Source organism: Fontimonas sp. FW305-C-3, from assembly GCF_058783185.1.
In genome coordinates this window covers 849275-864589 of sequence record NZ_JBYSYK010000002.1, presented here as the reverse complement: position 1 = coordinate 864589, position 15315 = coordinate 849275, and the positions used below count along the sequence as shown (strand labels likewise).

General features: G+C 65.6%; 13 protein-coding genes. 9 read left to right on the top strand and 4 right to left on the bottom strand.

Features of this window, described 5'->3' with window-relative positions; all coding sequences use genetic code 11:
- Positions 1–53: 53 nt before the first annotated feature.
- Entirely contained in the window at positions 54–689 is a 636-nt protein-coding gene (locus AC3WUF_RS10305) for a peroxiredoxin (protein ID WP_492425134.1), read from the top strand.
- An 87-nt stretch (positions 690–776) separates the two neighbouring features.
- Here the strand turns inward: AC3WUF_RS10305 and AC3WUF_RS10300 are convergent, their stop codons facing one another.
- On the bottom strand, positions 777–1427 hold the full coding sequence (locus AC3WUF_RS10300) for a TetR/AcrR family transcriptional regulator (RefSeq protein ID WP_492425132.1): 651 nt from the start codon (positions 1425–1427) through the stop codon (positions 777–779).
- A gap of 145 nt (positions 1428–1572) precedes the next feature.
- Between AC3WUF_RS10300 and AC3WUF_RS10295 the strand changes: the two genes are divergently transcribed.
- The 8 genes from AC3WUF_RS10295 to AC3WUF_RS10260 all read left to right on the top strand — a co-directional run bounded on the left by AC3WUF_RS10295 (position 1573) and on the right by AC3WUF_RS10260 (position 11684).
- Positions 1573–4080, top strand: a complete 2508-nt coding sequence (locus tag AC3WUF_RS10295; RefSeq protein ID WP_492425130.1) for a TonB-dependent receptor — start codon at positions 1573–1575, stop codon at positions 4078–4080.
- Positions 4070–5533, top strand: coding sequence for an alpha/beta hydrolase (locus AC3WUF_RS10290; RefSeq protein ID WP_492425128.1), 1464 nt, complete (start codon positions 4070–4072; stop codon positions 5531–5533). Before AC3WUF_RS10295 ends, AC3WUF_RS10290 begins: the two co-directional genes overlap by 11 nt.
- Positions 5530–6903: an FAD-binding oxidoreductase gene (locus AC3WUF_RS10285; protein WP_492425126.1), complete on the top strand. Its 1374-nt coding sequence runs from the start codon at positions 5530–5532 to the stop codon at positions 6901–6903. Before AC3WUF_RS10290 ends, AC3WUF_RS10285 begins: the two co-directional genes overlap by 4 nt.
- The gene (locus AC3WUF_RS10280; RefSeq protein WP_492425125.1) at positions 6903–7994 is read left to right on the top strand and encodes an extracellular catalytic domain type 1 short-chain-length polyhydroxyalkanoate depolymerase; all 1092 of its coding nucleotides are present in this window, start codon (positions 6903–6905) and stop codon (positions 7992–7994) included. The genes AC3WUF_RS10285 and AC3WUF_RS10280 overlap by 1 nt, the downstream gene beginning before the upstream one ends.
- A gap of 34 nt (positions 7995–8028) precedes the next feature.
- Positions 8029–8247: a hypothetical protein gene (locus AC3WUF_RS10275; RefSeq protein ID WP_492425123.1), complete on the top strand. Its 219-nt coding sequence runs from the start codon at positions 8029–8031 to the stop codon at positions 8245–8247.
- A gap of 28 nt (positions 8248–8275) precedes the next feature.
- Positions 8276–8980 carry an SIR2 family NAD-dependent protein deacylase gene (locus tag AC3WUF_RS10270; RefSeq protein WP_492425121.1) on the top strand — a complete coding sequence of 235 codons (705 nt, stop codon included), beginning with the start codon at positions 8276–8278 and terminating at the stop codon, positions 8978–8980.
- A gap of 111 nt (positions 8981–9091) precedes the next feature.
- Positions 9092–10771, top strand: coding sequence for a dihydroxy-acid dehydratase (ilvD, locus tag AC3WUF_RS10265; protein ID WP_492425119.1), 1680 nt, complete (start codon positions 9092–9094; stop codon positions 10769–10771).
- A 103-nt stretch (positions 10772–10874) separates the two neighbouring features.
- Positions 10875–11684 carry a hypothetical protein gene (locus tag AC3WUF_RS10260; RefSeq protein WP_492425117.1) on the top strand — a complete coding sequence of 270 codons (810 nt, stop codon included), beginning with the start codon at positions 10875–10877 and terminating at the stop codon, positions 11682–11684.
- Here AC3WUF_RS10260 and AC3WUF_RS10255 read toward each other — a convergent pair whose 3' ends face one another.
- The 3 genes from AC3WUF_RS10255 to AC3WUF_RS10245 all read right to left on the bottom strand — a co-directional run bounded on the left by AC3WUF_RS10255 (position 11685) and on the right by AC3WUF_RS10245 (position 15204).
- Positions 11685–12473, bottom strand: a complete 789-nt coding sequence (locus tag AC3WUF_RS10255; protein ID WP_492425115.1) for a TatD family hydrolase — start codon at positions 12471–12473, stop codon at positions 11685–11687.
- A gap of 9 nt (positions 12474–12482) precedes the next feature.
- The gene (locus tag AC3WUF_RS10250) at positions 12483–14300 is read right to left on the bottom strand and encodes a DCC1-like thiol-disulfide oxidoreductase family protein (protein WP_492425113.1); all 1818 of its coding nucleotides are present in this window, start codon (positions 14298–14300) and stop codon (positions 12483–12485) included.
- Between the two features lie 109 nt (positions 14301–14409).
- Entirely contained in the window at positions 14410–15204 is a 795-nt protein-coding gene (locus AC3WUF_RS10245) for a hypothetical protein (RefSeq protein ID WP_492425111.1), read from the bottom strand.
- Positions 15205–15315: the final 111 nt, after the last annotated feature.

The window sequence follows — 15315 nt, the reverse complement described above, 5'->3', positions numbered from 1 at the left end:
CTGGCCGTAAAGGGCGCATCCTGTGGGCCCCACCCAGAATACGGAGAAACCCCATGAGCCTGAGACTCGGAGACCTTGCACCGGACTTTGAAGCCGATACCACCGAGGGCAAGATCAAGTTCCATCAGTGGCTTGGCGATTCCTGGGGCGTCCTGTTTTCGCATCCCAAGGATTTCACGCCGGTCTGCACGACGGAGCTGGGCTATACGGCGAAGCTGAAGGATGAGTTCGCCAAGCGCGGCGTCAAGGTCATCGGCCTTTCGGTCGACGGCATCGAAGACCACCACAAGTGGGCCAAGGACATCGAAGAGACGCAGGGCCGGGCGGTGAACTTCCCGATGATCGCGGACGCCGACATGCAGGTCGCCAAGCTCTACGACATGATCCATCCGAATGCTTCGGACCGCTTCACGGTGCGCTCGGTGTTCGTCATCGATCCGAAGAAGAAGGTGCGCCTGACGATCACCTATCCGGCCAGCACCGGCCGCAACTTCGACGAGATCCTGCGCGTCATCGATTCGCTGCAGCTCACCGACGGCCACAAGGTCGCAACGCCGGTGAACTGGAAGCACGGCGAAGACGTGATCATCGTGCCTTCGGTCAGCAACGACGACGCCAAGAAGCTCTTCCCGCAGGGCTGGAACGAGATCAAGCCTTACCTGCGTATCGTCAAGCAGCCGGGCAAGTAAACCCAAGCTGTGAAATCAAAAGCGCCGGCTTCAGGCCGGCGCTTCTTTTGCCCATCGGCAGGGCTTGCCCGATCCAGCTATGGCGGCTCAGGTGTGGTTGGACTTCAGCGCGATCGAGATGAACAGATCGGTGAGTTCGCGCGTATTCGAATAGATCCTGCGGGTCTGGAACTGCACGGTCGCCATGCCGTTGATCTGCGCTACCAGATGTGCGGCGACGGTATTCAGGTCGCTGCGCAGGACGTCGCCCGACGCGAGCTTCGAAAGGCCGAGCACCTCGGCAAAATCGCTGATGACCTGGCGCGACAGCAACTCGAGCTTGTCGGCGATATCCGGCCGGCTCAATGCGATGGTCTGCACCGCGAAGAACAGGTGCTCACCCGAATTGCTACCGGGATCGCTCTGGGTATCGGTGCCGGCCGGTGCCGCCATCAGCCCGGCCAGCCGTTGCAGGTTCTTGCGCAGTGAATCGCCGGGCTTCTGGCTCGCGCGAATCTGCGTCAGCAGGCCGCCGACGGCGCGCTGCCAGAGTTCGAAATAGAGATTCTGCTTGTCGCCGAACAGCGAATAGACCGGCATCCGCGAGTAACCGGCGCGCGCGGCGACCTCGTCGATCGTGACGGCTTCATAACCCTTTTCGCAGAACAGCAGCCACGCGGCATCGAGCAGTTCCTGCGCGCGTTGCGCGCTTTGCTCGACACGGCTCAGGCGCGGCTTGGTCAGTGGGGTGGCGGCCATAAATCCATCGTTTTTCGGTGCTTGCGATCCGCGGAGGGCCCCGCGGCCATCCCAGTCTTGCATGGCGTAGTTGAACACGATAGATTCAAATACACAACGTATTCAAAAACTATAAGTATCTGTTGTACGTGCGTCAGGAGAGAACATGGACTTCACCCCCAAGCAGCTTGCTGGGCTTGCGCTGCACCTTGCCCTGCTGAGCTTCTCAGCGGCCGGGCATGCCCAGACCGAAGGCGCCGCGTCGCCGGACGAGCAGGCGCAGGCAGTGTCCGAGCAACCCGCGGAAACGCCGTTTTTCCAGGACGACACGACGGCCGAGGCGCCGGCGCCCGACGTCGCGGCCGACGCGGAGCAACCGTTCTTCAAGGAAGAGCCTGCGCCGCTGAGCGAGATTCCGGTCGAGCCTTTGCGCGCGGATGCCGCGCCCGATCTGCCGGCGCAAGAGAAGACTCAGGTGCTCGAGTCGATCACCGTGACGGCCGCCTTCCGTGCCCAGGACGCGCAGGACGTCGTCGGCGGCACGCATGCGTTCTCCGGCCGCGCGCTCGACAACGCCGGCACGACAGGCATCCAGGATTACCTGCGCGAAGTGCCCAGCGTGTCGATCCAGAAGTCCGGCAGCGGTACGTCGAAGATCAGCATGCGCGGCATCTCCAACATCAACACCAGCGATCTCGGCTACGGCGCCGGCTCGCCGACGACGGGCGTCTATCTGAACGATGTGGCGATCCAGGGCTCCGGCGTGTTCCCCGATCTCAACATCTACGACCTGTCGCGCATCGAGGTCCTGAAGGGACCGCAAGGCACGCTCTATGGCGAAGGCTCGATGGGCGGCGCGATCAAGCTGGTCACGCGCCAGCCGGATCCGAACCTGTGGGAAGTGCGCGGCGCGGTGATGGGTTCCAACACTTCGATGGGCGACGACAGCTATGACGGCCGTATCGCCGTCAACGTGCCGCTGGTCGACGAACACCTCGGCGCGCGCCTGGTCGCCACGCACCGCAAGACCGGCGGCTTTGTCGACTACGTGAACCTCGATCGCCCGGACGCCAACGAAGAGAAGGCGACCTCGCTGCGCGGCACCGTGCTGTTCAAGCCCTCGGAATCGCTCGAAGCCGAGTACATGTATCTCAAGGACGACACGCACCTCTATCAGTTCCCGGTCGTCGATCCGGGCCGCGAGAAGGATCTGGTCAACACCCGCGAGGAGGATCAGTTCGCGATCACCGATTTCTCGATCCACGCGTTGACGCTGCGCTGGAATCTCGACTTCGCGACGCTGACCTCGGTCAGCGCCATCTACGACACGTACCGCGATCTGCAGCGCCGCACCCCGGTGCTGCAGGGGCTGATCCAGACCCAGTTCGACGAGATCGGCCTGACCGCGCCGGATATCTTCTCGAACGCCTCCACGCGCGTCGTGACCCAGCTCGATTCGTTCTCGCAGGAGCTGCGCCTGGTGTCCTTCGGGGACGATCGCATCAGCTGGATCGCCGGCGCGTTCTATCGCGATCGCAATCAGACCTACGATCAGGAGAAGCGCGAAGACAGCATTCCGGAAGATCAGCTGGGTCCGATCAGCGACGTGCTCACTGGGCTGCTCGGCGGGCTGAATCCGATCCAGGGCCGTCAGGAGCAGGGCTTCGGCGACGAGGCTTTCGAGCAGTATTCCGCTTACGGCGAAATCACCTGGGCGGCGATTCCCGGCACGCTGGATATCACCGGCGGTCTGCGCGGCTTCTCCGAGGATGTGTCGTTCTTCATCGACACCCGCTTCTATGGCCTTGAGGCGATCCTGGTCGGCACCAATCCGGAAAACCTCGATCCGGAAACCGGCACCGCGCGGCTTTATTTCGCGCAGTCGGTCAAGACCAAGGGCATCCTGCCCAAGCTGTCGATCGGCTGGCATCTGAATGAAGATCATCTGGCCTACGCGTCCGTTGCGCGCGGCTTCCGCTCCGGTACCGCCAACATCTATGCGGCGCTGGAGAGCGGTCCGCCGATCGTCCAGCCCGACTACGTCTGGAACAAGGAAATCGGCCTGAAGTCGACCTGGCTCGGCGGCCGTCTGATCACCAATCTCGCCGGTTATCACATCGACTGGCAGGACATCCAGGGCACCGTGCTCGGCCAGGCACGGCTCGGCATCGTGCCGACGGACTTTGCGCATCTCGACAACGCCGGCGACGCCGTCGTCATGGGCGCGGAGGCCTCGTTTACCTGGCTGCCGGTCGACGACTTGGTGCTCGCGCTCAACGCCGGCTACAACGATGCCGAAGTCACCCGCGCGCGCGAAGGCACCGGCGTTTCCGAGGGCTCGGGCGTGCCGAACACGCCGCGCCTGACCTGGAGCGGCACCGCGTCGTACAACTTCGAGCTGGGCTGGAACCTGATCGCCGACATGTCGGCGACCTATTCGTACGTCGACGGCCAGCTGATGGTCTTCGAGTCCACCGAGTACGACAGCATCTCGATTCCGGACTTCGACGTCATCAAGGCCAACTTCGGCGTCCGTCGCGATCGCTGGAAGCTGCAGGTGCTCGGCGACAACCTCGCCGACAAGCGCGTCATCACCGCGATCTCGGCGCCCACGCCGCAATACACCGTGCTGACCCCGCGAACCATTGGACTGCGTCTGAGTTATGACTTCTGAGCTGGCTTCGCCTTACCGCATCAGCCTGTGTGATGCCGCCGCGCGCCTGCCCGGCATCGAGACGCGGAGTCTGCCGCTCGCGGCAGCGACGCTGGAGCTGGTGGCCGCATTGCCGCCGTCTTACGAGAAGCGCAAGCAGAAGAAGTATCCACTGCTGCTTGCCGTCGTCGAAGCGGGGCAGCGTGGATCGGTCATCGAGATGTGCCGCCTGATGACGGGCACCAAGGAGCTGGCCGAGTGCGTCATCGTCTGCGTCACCCCGTCGGGCGCGCTGGCGCCGGGCGCGATTGCGCAAACACTGAAGGAGCGCGTGATCGGAGCCTGCGCGCAGCACTGGCGCGTCGATACCGGCAACGTTCTCGTCTTCAGTCCTGACGAGACGATCGCGACCGCCATCGGCCAATCGACACCGTCGCTGCGCGTGCTTGAGGCGCCGCGGTCTGGTGAGCCCGACGACGCCTTGCCGGCGCTGCTGCGCGGATTGCGTGCCACGCTGGCGACGGGCGCCGTCTACGGCAACAACATTGTCGCGATGCGCAAGCCCTGGCTGTCCGCCACCTTGTCGGCAATCGCGCCGCTGCTGGGCGCCCTGAAGCGCAAGGCCGCAACGCTCGATCCGTCCGCGCCGTATCTGTTGCACAGCCAGCGGATGGATCGTCATTTCGAGATCTTCGCCGCGTTGCCCGCGTCGGCGGCTGCGCAGCCGCAGCGACGCTATCCGTTGCTGGTCGTGCTCGACGCCAATATCGAGTTCTCGACCGTTGCGGAGGAAGTGGCGCGGCTGGCTGCGGCGGGCTGCATCGAGGAAGTGATTGTCGTCGGCGTCGGCGTGCCGCGCGCGCTCGGCGAGACCGAGTTTGCATTCCGCCGCTTCGAGGAATTCTCGGCGCCTGCGGACGGCTACAACTTCGACGACGATCTCGGCCGGATCTTCCGCTCGCTGTTCGCGGTGCGCGGCCAGGATGCGCGGCGCGAGCTCGGCAAGGCGCCCGGCTTCTACGAATTTCTCGTCCAGGAATTGCTGCCGCTGCTGCACGCCCAGTTGCCGGTCGATGCGCAGCGTTGCGGCCTGCTCGGGCATTCGGCCGGTGGAGCCCTGCTGGGTTATGCGCTGCTGCAGGCCGACAGTCCGTTCAGCCGGTATCTGAGCGTGAGTCCTGGCGTCGGCATCAGCGGCTCATGGATGCTCCGGCAGCTGGCCGGGCGCGCCGGCCAGGTCAGGCCGGATGCCCGGCTGTTCCTGTGTGTGGGCAGCGAAGAGCTGGATAATGTCTTCAACACCGTTGCCGGCATTCCGCAGACCGGCAACTACACCGACCAGCTGCGTCGGCTGACGGGCGTCGACGCCAGCTACCATTGTTTCGAGGCAACGACGCACAGCAGTGTTTTTCCGGCGGCCGTCGCGATGGGACTGCAGCGCCTGTACGGAATCGAGAATAGGAAATCCGCATGAGCAACATTCTGAATGCACTGCGCGAGGCGCTGGGCGCCGAGCAGGTTCTGGCGGCGGACAGCATTGCCGAGAGGGCGAGCAGCTATTGGGATCCGTCGCCGATGCGCGCCGCGGCAATGGTCCGGCCGCGCAGCACCGCTGAAGTCAGTGCGGCGCTGAAGGTTTGTCATGCGCTCGGCCAGACGGTCGTCACCCAGGGTGGCCTGACCGGCTGCGTCGAAGGTGCAACGACGACATCGGCCGACGTCGTGATCTCTCTGGAGAAAATGAATCAGATCGAGGAGTTCGATCTGATCGGCCGCACGGCGACCGTGCAGGCCGGTGTGGTGCTGCAGACGCTGCAGGAGAAGGCGCGCGAACAGGGGCTGCTGTTCCCGGTCGATCTCGGCGCGCGCGGTTCGTGCACGATCGGCGGCAACGTCTCGACCAACGCCGGCGGCATCAACGTGATCCGCTACGGCATGATGCGCGCGCGCGTGCTCGGCCTCGAAGCGGTGCTCGCCGACGGCACCGTCATCTCGTCGATGAACCGCATGCTGAAGAACAACGCCGGTTACGACCTCAAGCAGCTGTTCATCGGCAGCGAAGGCACGCTCGGCATCGTCACGCGTGTCGTCGTGCGCCTCGACGAGGCGCCGGTCAGCCGCAACAGCGCGATGGTGGCATTGAGCAGCTTCGACAAGGTTACCGGCCTGCTCAAGCGTCTGCAGCAGACGCTCGGCAACCAGCTCAGCGCTTACGAGGTGATGTGGGGCGATTACTTTCGCGACGTCACCGATCCGGGTTATCACCGCGCGCCGATGGGCCGCGACCACGCGTTCTACGTGATGCTCGAAGTCGAGGGTTCACATGCCGAGACCGACAGCGCGCGCTTTCTTGAAGTCATGGAGCAGGTGCTCGAAGAGGAGCTGGTCGCCGACGCGGTGATCCCGCAGTCGGAAACCGAGCGGCGCGCACTGTGGGAGATTCGCGAGAACTTCAGCGCGCTGTACCGGCGCAAGCCGATCTTCCTGTACGACGTCAGTCTGCCGATCCGCGAGATGGACAGCTATGTGAAGGCGGTGCAGGCGCGCCTGAAGCAGCGCTGGCCGGACAGCCGTTGCGACGTCATCGGCCATATCGGCGACGGCAACCTGCATTTCTTCGTGACGCCGGGTTGCGACGGCGAGCATCAGCATGCTGCATCGGACGAGGATGTCTACACGCCGCTCAAGGCGATCGGCGGTTCGATCTCGGCCGAACACGGCATCGGCACCGAGAAGCGCGGCCATCTGCCGGTTTCGCGCTCGGACGACGAGATTGCGCTGATGCGCGTGCTGAAACAGTCGCTGGACCCCAAGGGCATCCTCAATCCGGGCAAGGTGCTGTGATGCGCCGGGCGCGCTGGCTGGCCGGCATTGTCGCCGCGGGGTGGGCCGTCGCCGGCTTCGCGCAGCAGACGCAATATCCGTCGGAGCTGTACGAGACGAGCAATGCGCTCGGCAGCATGGAATACCGCGTCTACGCGCCGCCGGGCCTGCAGGGCCGGGTGCCGCTGTTCGTGCATATCCACGGCGGCAACATCGACACCGCCGACGTGCAGAACCAGTCGCGGCTCAACGAGCTGGCGAGCGAGCGCGGCTTCGTTGTCGTCTACCCGCAGGAAGATCCGCGCCACGGCGCCGGCATCTGGGATCACGAGGTCGCGGCGCGCGAGGGCCGCGACGGTCGCATGACCTCGCTGATCGCCCAGATCACCCGCGAGGTCATGCAGATGTATCCGATCGATCCGCAACGCGTGTTCGTCGGCGGCATCTCGGCCGGCAGCGGCATGTCGATCGTGATGGGCGCGCAGTATCCCGATCTGTACAGCGGCGTCCAGGCCGAGGGCGGCGATCGCTACGGCACGCCGTTCCAGAACGAGGAAGTCTCCGGGCGGATGATCTACGACGCGATGGGCAGCCGCGCGCGAAGGATTCCGATGATGCTGTCGATCGGCACGCTCGATCCCTTCGGCCTGACGACCAACACGAACAGCGTCGTCCGCCACTGGCTGATCGCGCACGACTGGATGGACGACGGCGCCGCCAACGGTTCGATCGCGCTGACGCCGGCTGCAACGCGCACCGGGCGCGACGGCAAGAACTACAGCGTCGACAGTTACGTCGATTCGCAGGGCTGCGTGCTCGTCGAGCGCTGGCTGATCCAGGGCATGTTCCACGCGTATGCCGGCGGTGCGCCGGCGGCGATCTACGACATCACCGCGGATCCGAACGCGCCGAACATGCGCGAGGTCGCCTACGACTTCTTCCTCGATCAGTACGACGCGGACGGCCCGCCGGGCTGCGACAAGGCGGCCGCGCCGGCGGCCGGCGGTGGTGGCAGCGTCGATATCGCGGCACTCGCACTGTTTCTGCTGCTGCTTTCGCTGCGGTCTGCTGTAGGCCCTATCCGGCAGCGCGGGAGCCGCCGGTCTCGCTAGACTAGGCCCTGTTCTGATTTCGACGGGGGCGGTCATGGATGTCTTCACGATGGTGGTGCTGATCGTCGTTGTGTCGGTCGGCGCCAGGTTTGCCGAGCGCTATTTCCGCCACCGCGGCGACAGCGGCAAGACCTGGGGCGAGCGTGATGCGCGCATCGCGCAGCTCGAGGAGCGCGTCAAGGCGCTGGAAGCAGTCGTCAGCGATCACGGCTACAGTCTCAAGCAGGAATTCCGCACGCTGGAGCGCAGCTGAGCGCAGCTGAGCGCAGCTGAGCGCGGCGATGTCCGGCACGATCGATCTGACCCGGCATGCGCGGGTGGTCGTCTTCACCGGCGCGGGGATGTCCGCCGAAAGCGGCGTGCCGACCTATCGCGGCAAAGGCGGCATCTGGGGCCAATACGACTACCGCGAGTACGCCTGCGAGATGGCCTTTCGACGCGACTCCGGCAAGGTCATGGGTTTCCACGAAGTGCGGCGCCGGCATGTGCTGTCCTGTCAGCCGCATGCGGGCCACTTCCATCTCGCCGAATTGCAGAAGGCGCATCCGGCGCTTGCCGTGATCACGCAGAACATCGACGGCATGCTGCAGCGTGCCGGTGTCGACGTCGCCGCGGAACTGCATGGCAGCCTCTGGCGCCTGCGCTGCCCGCGCCACGGCATCCATGAAGACAAGGCCTCCGGCGATTTCGTCACGCGGACCTGCAAGGACTGCGGCGCGCCGCTGCGGCCGGACATCACCTGGTTCGAGGATCCGATCGACGAACGGGTGTTCGACCGGGCGCGCGACCTGATCGATGCCTGCGATCTGTTCGTCTGCATCGGCACTTCCGCCGTGGTCTGGCCGGCTGCCGGTCTGATCCCGTTCCGGGCGCATCCGCGGCCGTTGCTGGTCGAGATCAATCCGGAAGCCACCGACGGTTCGGCCCTGTTCGATTTCTCCTGGCGTCGGCCGGCGTCGGCGCTCGCGGAGATGCTGCCCGGCTAGGCCGATCCGTGCCGATCCCGGCCCGGCGGCCGGCGGCGCGCGGGCTGCGTACAATAGCGCCCCCTGCAGCCGTCCCCCGGGATGGCGCGTTTCCAGCCAATGCGAGAAATCATGTCCGAACCGCTCAACCGGCGCTCCAAGACCATCACCCAGGGCGTCGCACGCTCGCCGAACCGCGCCATGCTGCGCGCCGTCGGATTCGGTGACACCGATTTCGAGAAGCCGATCGTCGGCGTCGCCAACGCGCATTCGACGATGAACCCCTGCAACGCCGGCATCCAGCCGCTGACGGACCGCGCCGCTGCCGCGGTCAAGGCGGCGGGCGCGATGCCGCAGACCTTCGGCATTCCGACCGTCACCGACGGCATCTCGATGGGCACCGAGGGCATGAAGTTCTCGCTGGTCTCGCGCGAGGTCATCGCGGACAGCATCGAGACCGCGGTGTCGTCGCAGTGCATGGACGGCGTACTCGTCGTCGGCGGCTGCGACAAGAACATGCCGGGCGCGATGATCGGCATGGTGCGCATGAACATCCCGTCGGTGTTCGTCTACGCCGGCACGATCAAGCCGGGCAACTGGAAAGGCGTGCCGCTGACGATCGTCTCGGCCTTCGAGGCGGTCGGTTCGTTCCAGGCCGGGAAAATGTCGCAGGAAGATTTCGAGGGCGTCGAGAAGAACGCTTGCCCGAGCGTCGGCGCCTGCGGCGGCATGTACACCGCGAACACGATGTCGAGTGCCTTCGAGGCGCTTGGCATGTCGCTGATGGGCTCCAGCCAGATGGCCTCGCCGGATCCCGAGAAGGCCGACTCCGCCGCCGACTCGGCGCGCGTGCTCGTCGAGGCGATCCGTCGCGACATCAAGCCGCGCGACATCGTCACCCGCAAGGCGATCGAGAACGCGATGGCTCTGATCATGGCGACCGGCGGCTCGACCAACGGCGTGCTGCACTTCCTCGCGATCGCCCACTCCGCAGAAGTACCGTTCACGCTTGACGACATCGAGGCGATTCGCCTGCGCACGCCGGTGCTGTGCGATCTCAAGCCTTCGGGCAAGTACGTCGCCGTCGATTTCCACAATGCCGGCGGCGTGCCGCAGGTGCTGAAGATGCTGCTGGTCAACGGCCTGCTGCACGGCGACGCGCTGACGATCACCGGCGAGACGATGGCCGAGGCGCTGAAGAACGTTCCGGACGCGCCGCGTGCCGACCAGGACGTCATCCGTCCGTTCGACAAGCCGATGTACGCGCAGGGCCATCTGGCCGTGCTCAAAGGCAACCTGTCGCCGGAAGGCGCGGTCGCCAAGATCACCGGCCTGAAGAACCCGGCGATCACCGGCCCGGCGCGCGTGTTCAACTCCGAGCCGGAATGCATGGACGCGATCATGGCCGGCAAGATCAAGGCCGGCGACGTCGTCGTCATCCGCTACATCGGTCCGCGCGGCGGCCCCGGCATGCCGGAAATGCTGGCGCCGACCAGCGCGCTGGTCGGTCAGGGCCTCGGCGAAAGCGTCGGCCTGATCACCGACGGCCGCTTCTCGGGCGGCACCTGGGGCATGGTCGTCGGTCACGTGGCACCTGAGGCCTTCGTCGGCGGCAACATCGCGCTCGTCGAGGAGGGCGACAGCATCACGATCGATGCGCATCGCCAGTTGATCCAGCTCAATGTCGACGACGCGGAACTCGCGCAGCGACGCAGCCGGTGGAAACAGCCGCCGCCGCGCTACACTCGGGGTGTTCTGGCCAAGTTTGCGAAGCTGGCCAGTTCGGCGTCCAAGGGAGCAGTGACCGACTGACTTCCCGGCGCACGCGGGAGGGCCGCGGCAGAGACGGGAGCAGGAATGCGGGGTGCGACGCGCAGCATGAGCCAAGGCCAGGGCCCAGGTCAGGGGCGGGCGCATGGCTGACAAGGTCTGCAGCCGTTGTGGTGAAGCCGAGGTCCGGCGCGAACGTCGTGCGTCCTGGATGAAGACGCTGGCGTACGTGGTGCCGCTGCGGCCGCAGATCTGCGCCAACTGCGACGCACGCAGCTGGTCTTTCCTGCAGGCGGGCGATGGCCTCGCACCGTGGATCTCGAGCCTGACGATCTGGAGTGTCGGGCTGTTGGTGCTCTGGCTCGCCATCCGCGGACCGCAGGGCGAGATGTCCCCGCCGGCCGATCCGCCCGTGGCGGCACGTCGCTCGACCCCGACTGCGGATCCGTTGCCCAGCGTGCTGCCGGCTGCAACACCGACGACGGCGCCGACCGCCGAGCCGGAGGCCGCCGCGACGGCAGCGCCCAGCGCCGTGCCGACTGCTGAACCGACCGTCAAACCAACTGCGCTGCCGACCGTCACGGCTCAACCGACGGCGAAGCCGGCCAGCTCCGCCGCAGCCGCGAAGGCGAAGGGCAAGCTGAGCTTGAGCGGCGTGGAGGCCACGACCCAAGGCGAGATGGTTGAGATCGTGCTTGAGTCGGATGCCGAGAATCTGAAGTACACGCTGACCAAAAGCCGCTACATCAAGGGCTATGTGCTCGATTTGCCGGGGGCCTGGACGGTGGGGAGCACTGTGCAGCCAAGCCGCGATTTCGGCCAGACCAATCTGAAGCAGCTGCGCGTCGAGCAGCACGACAAGTTTCTCCGCGTCGTCTTCCAGGTGCGCGACAACAGCGGCGCGGCGCCAGTCATCGAGCGCCAGGGCGGACGTCTACGGATCGAAGTGCGCTGATCAGGCCGGCAGGCCGAAGAACGCTCTGGCGGTCGCCGTCGTTGTGGCCGCAAGCTGTTCTTCGCTGCTGCCGCGCGCGGCAGCCAGGGCGCGGATGACCCAGGGCAGCGTGCAGGGCTCATTGCGCCGGTTCGCGGCTTTCGGCGCGGTTCTCGGCAGCAGATACGGCGCATCGGTTTCGGCCATCAGGCGCTGATCGGGGATCAGCCGTACGGCCTCGATCAGGTGCGCGCCGCGCCGCTCGTCGCAGATCCAGCCGGTGATGCCGACGTGGCAGTCCAGCGCCAGGTAATCCTGCAGCGCTTCCCGCGTATCGGTGAAGCAATGGACGACGATGGCACCAAGCTGCGGGCGATGTTCGCGCAGCATCGCGTGGAAGTCCGTGTGCGCATCGCGCTGATGCAGGAACAGCGGCTTGCCGGTGTCCGCCGCAATTGCCAGCTGTGCCGCGAATGCACGGCGCTGTTCGTCGCGCGGCGACAGATCGCGAAAGTAATCGAGCCCGCATTCGCCGAGCGACACGACTTCCGGCTGGCTCGCATGCTCGCGGATCTGCGCCTCCAGTGCGGCATTCCACTGGCTGGCGTGATGCGGATGCAGGCCGGCGCTGGCGTAGAGCTGGCCGCGATGCTCGCGTGCCAGCGCCAGTGCGCGCAGATTGCTGTCGGCGCAGCTGCCGGTGACGACGATCTGCGCGACACCTGCGGAACGCGCGCGTTGCAGCACGTCCGGCAAGTCGTCGGCAAAACTGTCATGCGCGAGGTTCGCGCCGATGTCGACCAGCTCCATGAGCGCCGCTCAGGGTTGAGCGTTGCTGTTGTTGCCGAAGCACTCATGCCGCCAGATCACGCGCTGCTCGATGGTCGGCGTCTGACCCGGTGGCGGCGTGACTTCCAGCATGTAGATCATCTTGAAACTGATCAGGCGACGGTTCGCGTCCTCGACCTGGTACTTGTCCTTGTTCCACTCGCGGCACAGATACTTGCCGTAGTACATGCGCTGCGGACTCTTCGGCGTGTCGATCAGGCGGCCGCGATAGGTCAGCCAGCGGATGCCGCCCTGCTCCTGAGAGGCGAGCCGCGGCTTGTCGAAGCTTGGCGCGCCGCGCTCCGGGTGCAGCACGTCGATCTCGCTGCCGTCGCCGAGCTTGCCGGGGATCACCAGCCAGCCATCCTCCTTGAGCGGATAGGGCGCGAACATGTTCCACAGCTGATCGATGCGCATGGTGCGGAAGACCGGCGTCAGCGCCGTGTAGCTCCACTGCGGCGGTGCGCCAACGGTATGCAGATTCCACAGCAGCACCAGACCGACCATGACCGCCACGAAGCCCTGCCAGGCCTTGCCGATCTCCCAGCGGATGGTCTGGCGCGGCCACAGCAGTGCGCTCAGCGTGCCGAAGGCGCCGCGCCGATGCGCGACGAAGTCATAGGCGGCGTTGCCCGGCTTGACGAAGAATGGCTTGCTCAGCAGCGGCCACAGCCAGCCGAACAACGGCGAGTGCTTGACGAGGATCGTGAAGGCCGGCCACTTCAGGTAGGCCTGCTCGTCGCTGTCGATGACGACCCACGAAAAGTTCGCGTCCATCAGCGTGCGCGCACGCGGCGTGTCCTGCGCCGGGGCGATCGGCGTGCGCGGCAGGATCAGGAACTGCTGGAACAGCTGGACGCTCTTGATGCAGAAACCGCAGTCCCGGTCGTAATAGACCTTCGGCGCGATTGGATGCTTCTGCGCATGGCGCTTCGCCAGCGCGTCCCAGATCCAGCCGCCCCAGAACACAGTCAGCGAGGACAGGCTGACATAGGGGAAGTGGCCGAGCTCCAGGCACAGCAGGAAGCCGACGTGCATGAGCATGAAACACAGCATCAGCGCGAAGCGCACCGGCTTGAGGAAGAACGGTGTGAAGATCAGGATCGGTCCGATCAGTTCCAGCCACCAGACGTACCAGCTCAGCAGCTTGGTCAACGGCAGGAATTCGTTGAGCAGCTTGCCGAGCGGCAATACATGGCGATCGAGCGACAGCGCGTAGTAGACGCCGGTGTAGTCCGGCCGCCACTCCGGGCCGGTCTTCAGCAGCGCGCTGAAGAAATACACCGACATGACCTGCATCAGCAGGCCCAGCGAAGCCCAGGACACGTGCAGGTTCTGCTGCGGCGGCGGATTGTTGGCGAGCCCGGCGTCGACCGAGAAGCGCGCGCCCAGCGGCAGGAACATGGCCCAGAACAGCAGGCAGCAGATCAGCAGGTCGCCGCCGATCACCGTCATCGGATTGCGATTGAGCAGCGAAGCCCACAGCAGGAACGTGAGTACCGTCGCCAGTCGCGTGCGCCAGCCGAGCGCGAACATCAGTGCCAGCACTGCCTGCACGACGAGCATCAGGCCGACGAACCAGGTCTGGCCGCCGATCATGTAGAGCGACAGGCGCTGCGGATACTGATCCTCGATCAACCAGCTGCGCGGCATCACGCCGAAGTCGGACCAGAACGCCGTTACATCGCCGAACGCCGTCAGCAGATTGCAGAAGATGACGGCGCCGAGCGCGAAGCGGAACAGTGCGAGCGTGCGCAGATCAATGCCGACGACTTCACTGAGTCGCGGAAAACGTCTGGTCAGATCCATGAGCGATGGCTGGGGCGGATGGCAGGGCGATAGTTTGAATGTTTTCGGACGCCGAAACGAGAAGGGGAGCCAAAAGGCTCCCCTTGTACTCGTGCATCAGAAGCTGGTCTTACTCGGCGATGAGGTCGCCCATCTGGCCCGTGCCGCCGTCGAGGGCGCGCTGCTTCATGATGGCGTCCATTGCGTCGTCGCCGAACTCGCCGCGGTTGCCGCTCTCGGTGAAGCCGCCGAGCAGGCCGCCGGTGCCGCCGCCGGTCGAACCGCCGGTGCTACCGCCCGTCGAGCCGCCCGTGCTGCCGCCGGTCGAACCACCGGTGCTGCCACCCGTCGAACCGCCGGTGCTGCCGCCGGTCGAACCACCCGTGCTGCCGCCCGTCGAGCCGCCGGTGCTGCCACCGGTCGAACCGCCCGTGCTGCCACCCGTCGAACCGCCGGTGGTGCCGCCCGTCGTGCCGCCGGTGCTGCCACCGCCGGTCGAACCGCCACCCGTGGTGCCGCCCGAGGAGCTGTCGCTGTCGGACACTTCAACGGCGACGAAGCCGAGGCCGACGACACCCGCTGCGAGCAGGCCCCAATCAGCAACCGTCCACACCGCGGCAGCTTCAGCCTGGTTGACGCGCAGGGTCTGCGCGAACTTCAGGCCGTTGACCGAGGCGGAGGAGAAACCCTGACTGTCGAACTCGACGCCCATCATCGGCGGAGCGACAAAATCGGTGTAGCGCGAATCGTGATCCAGGCGCAGGCCGTAGAAGAACGATTCGACCGGCTTCTGCGAGCCGCCAAACTTGAAGTTGACGTAAGCACGAGCCTCCGGCTGACGATCTTCCGGCGCCGCGGCCAAAGCAATCGCGCTCAAGCCGAGCAGGGCAGCACCTGAAGCAAGCGCCGTGACGAAGTTTCGCATTGTGTTCCCCTCAGAGTTACAAGAATCCCGGGCTAACGGTCGAGTTAGCTGTGTCCGGACTATAGGGGGGCTGAAGCGGCCTCGCAAGCGATCCAATGACCTCCCCGACAA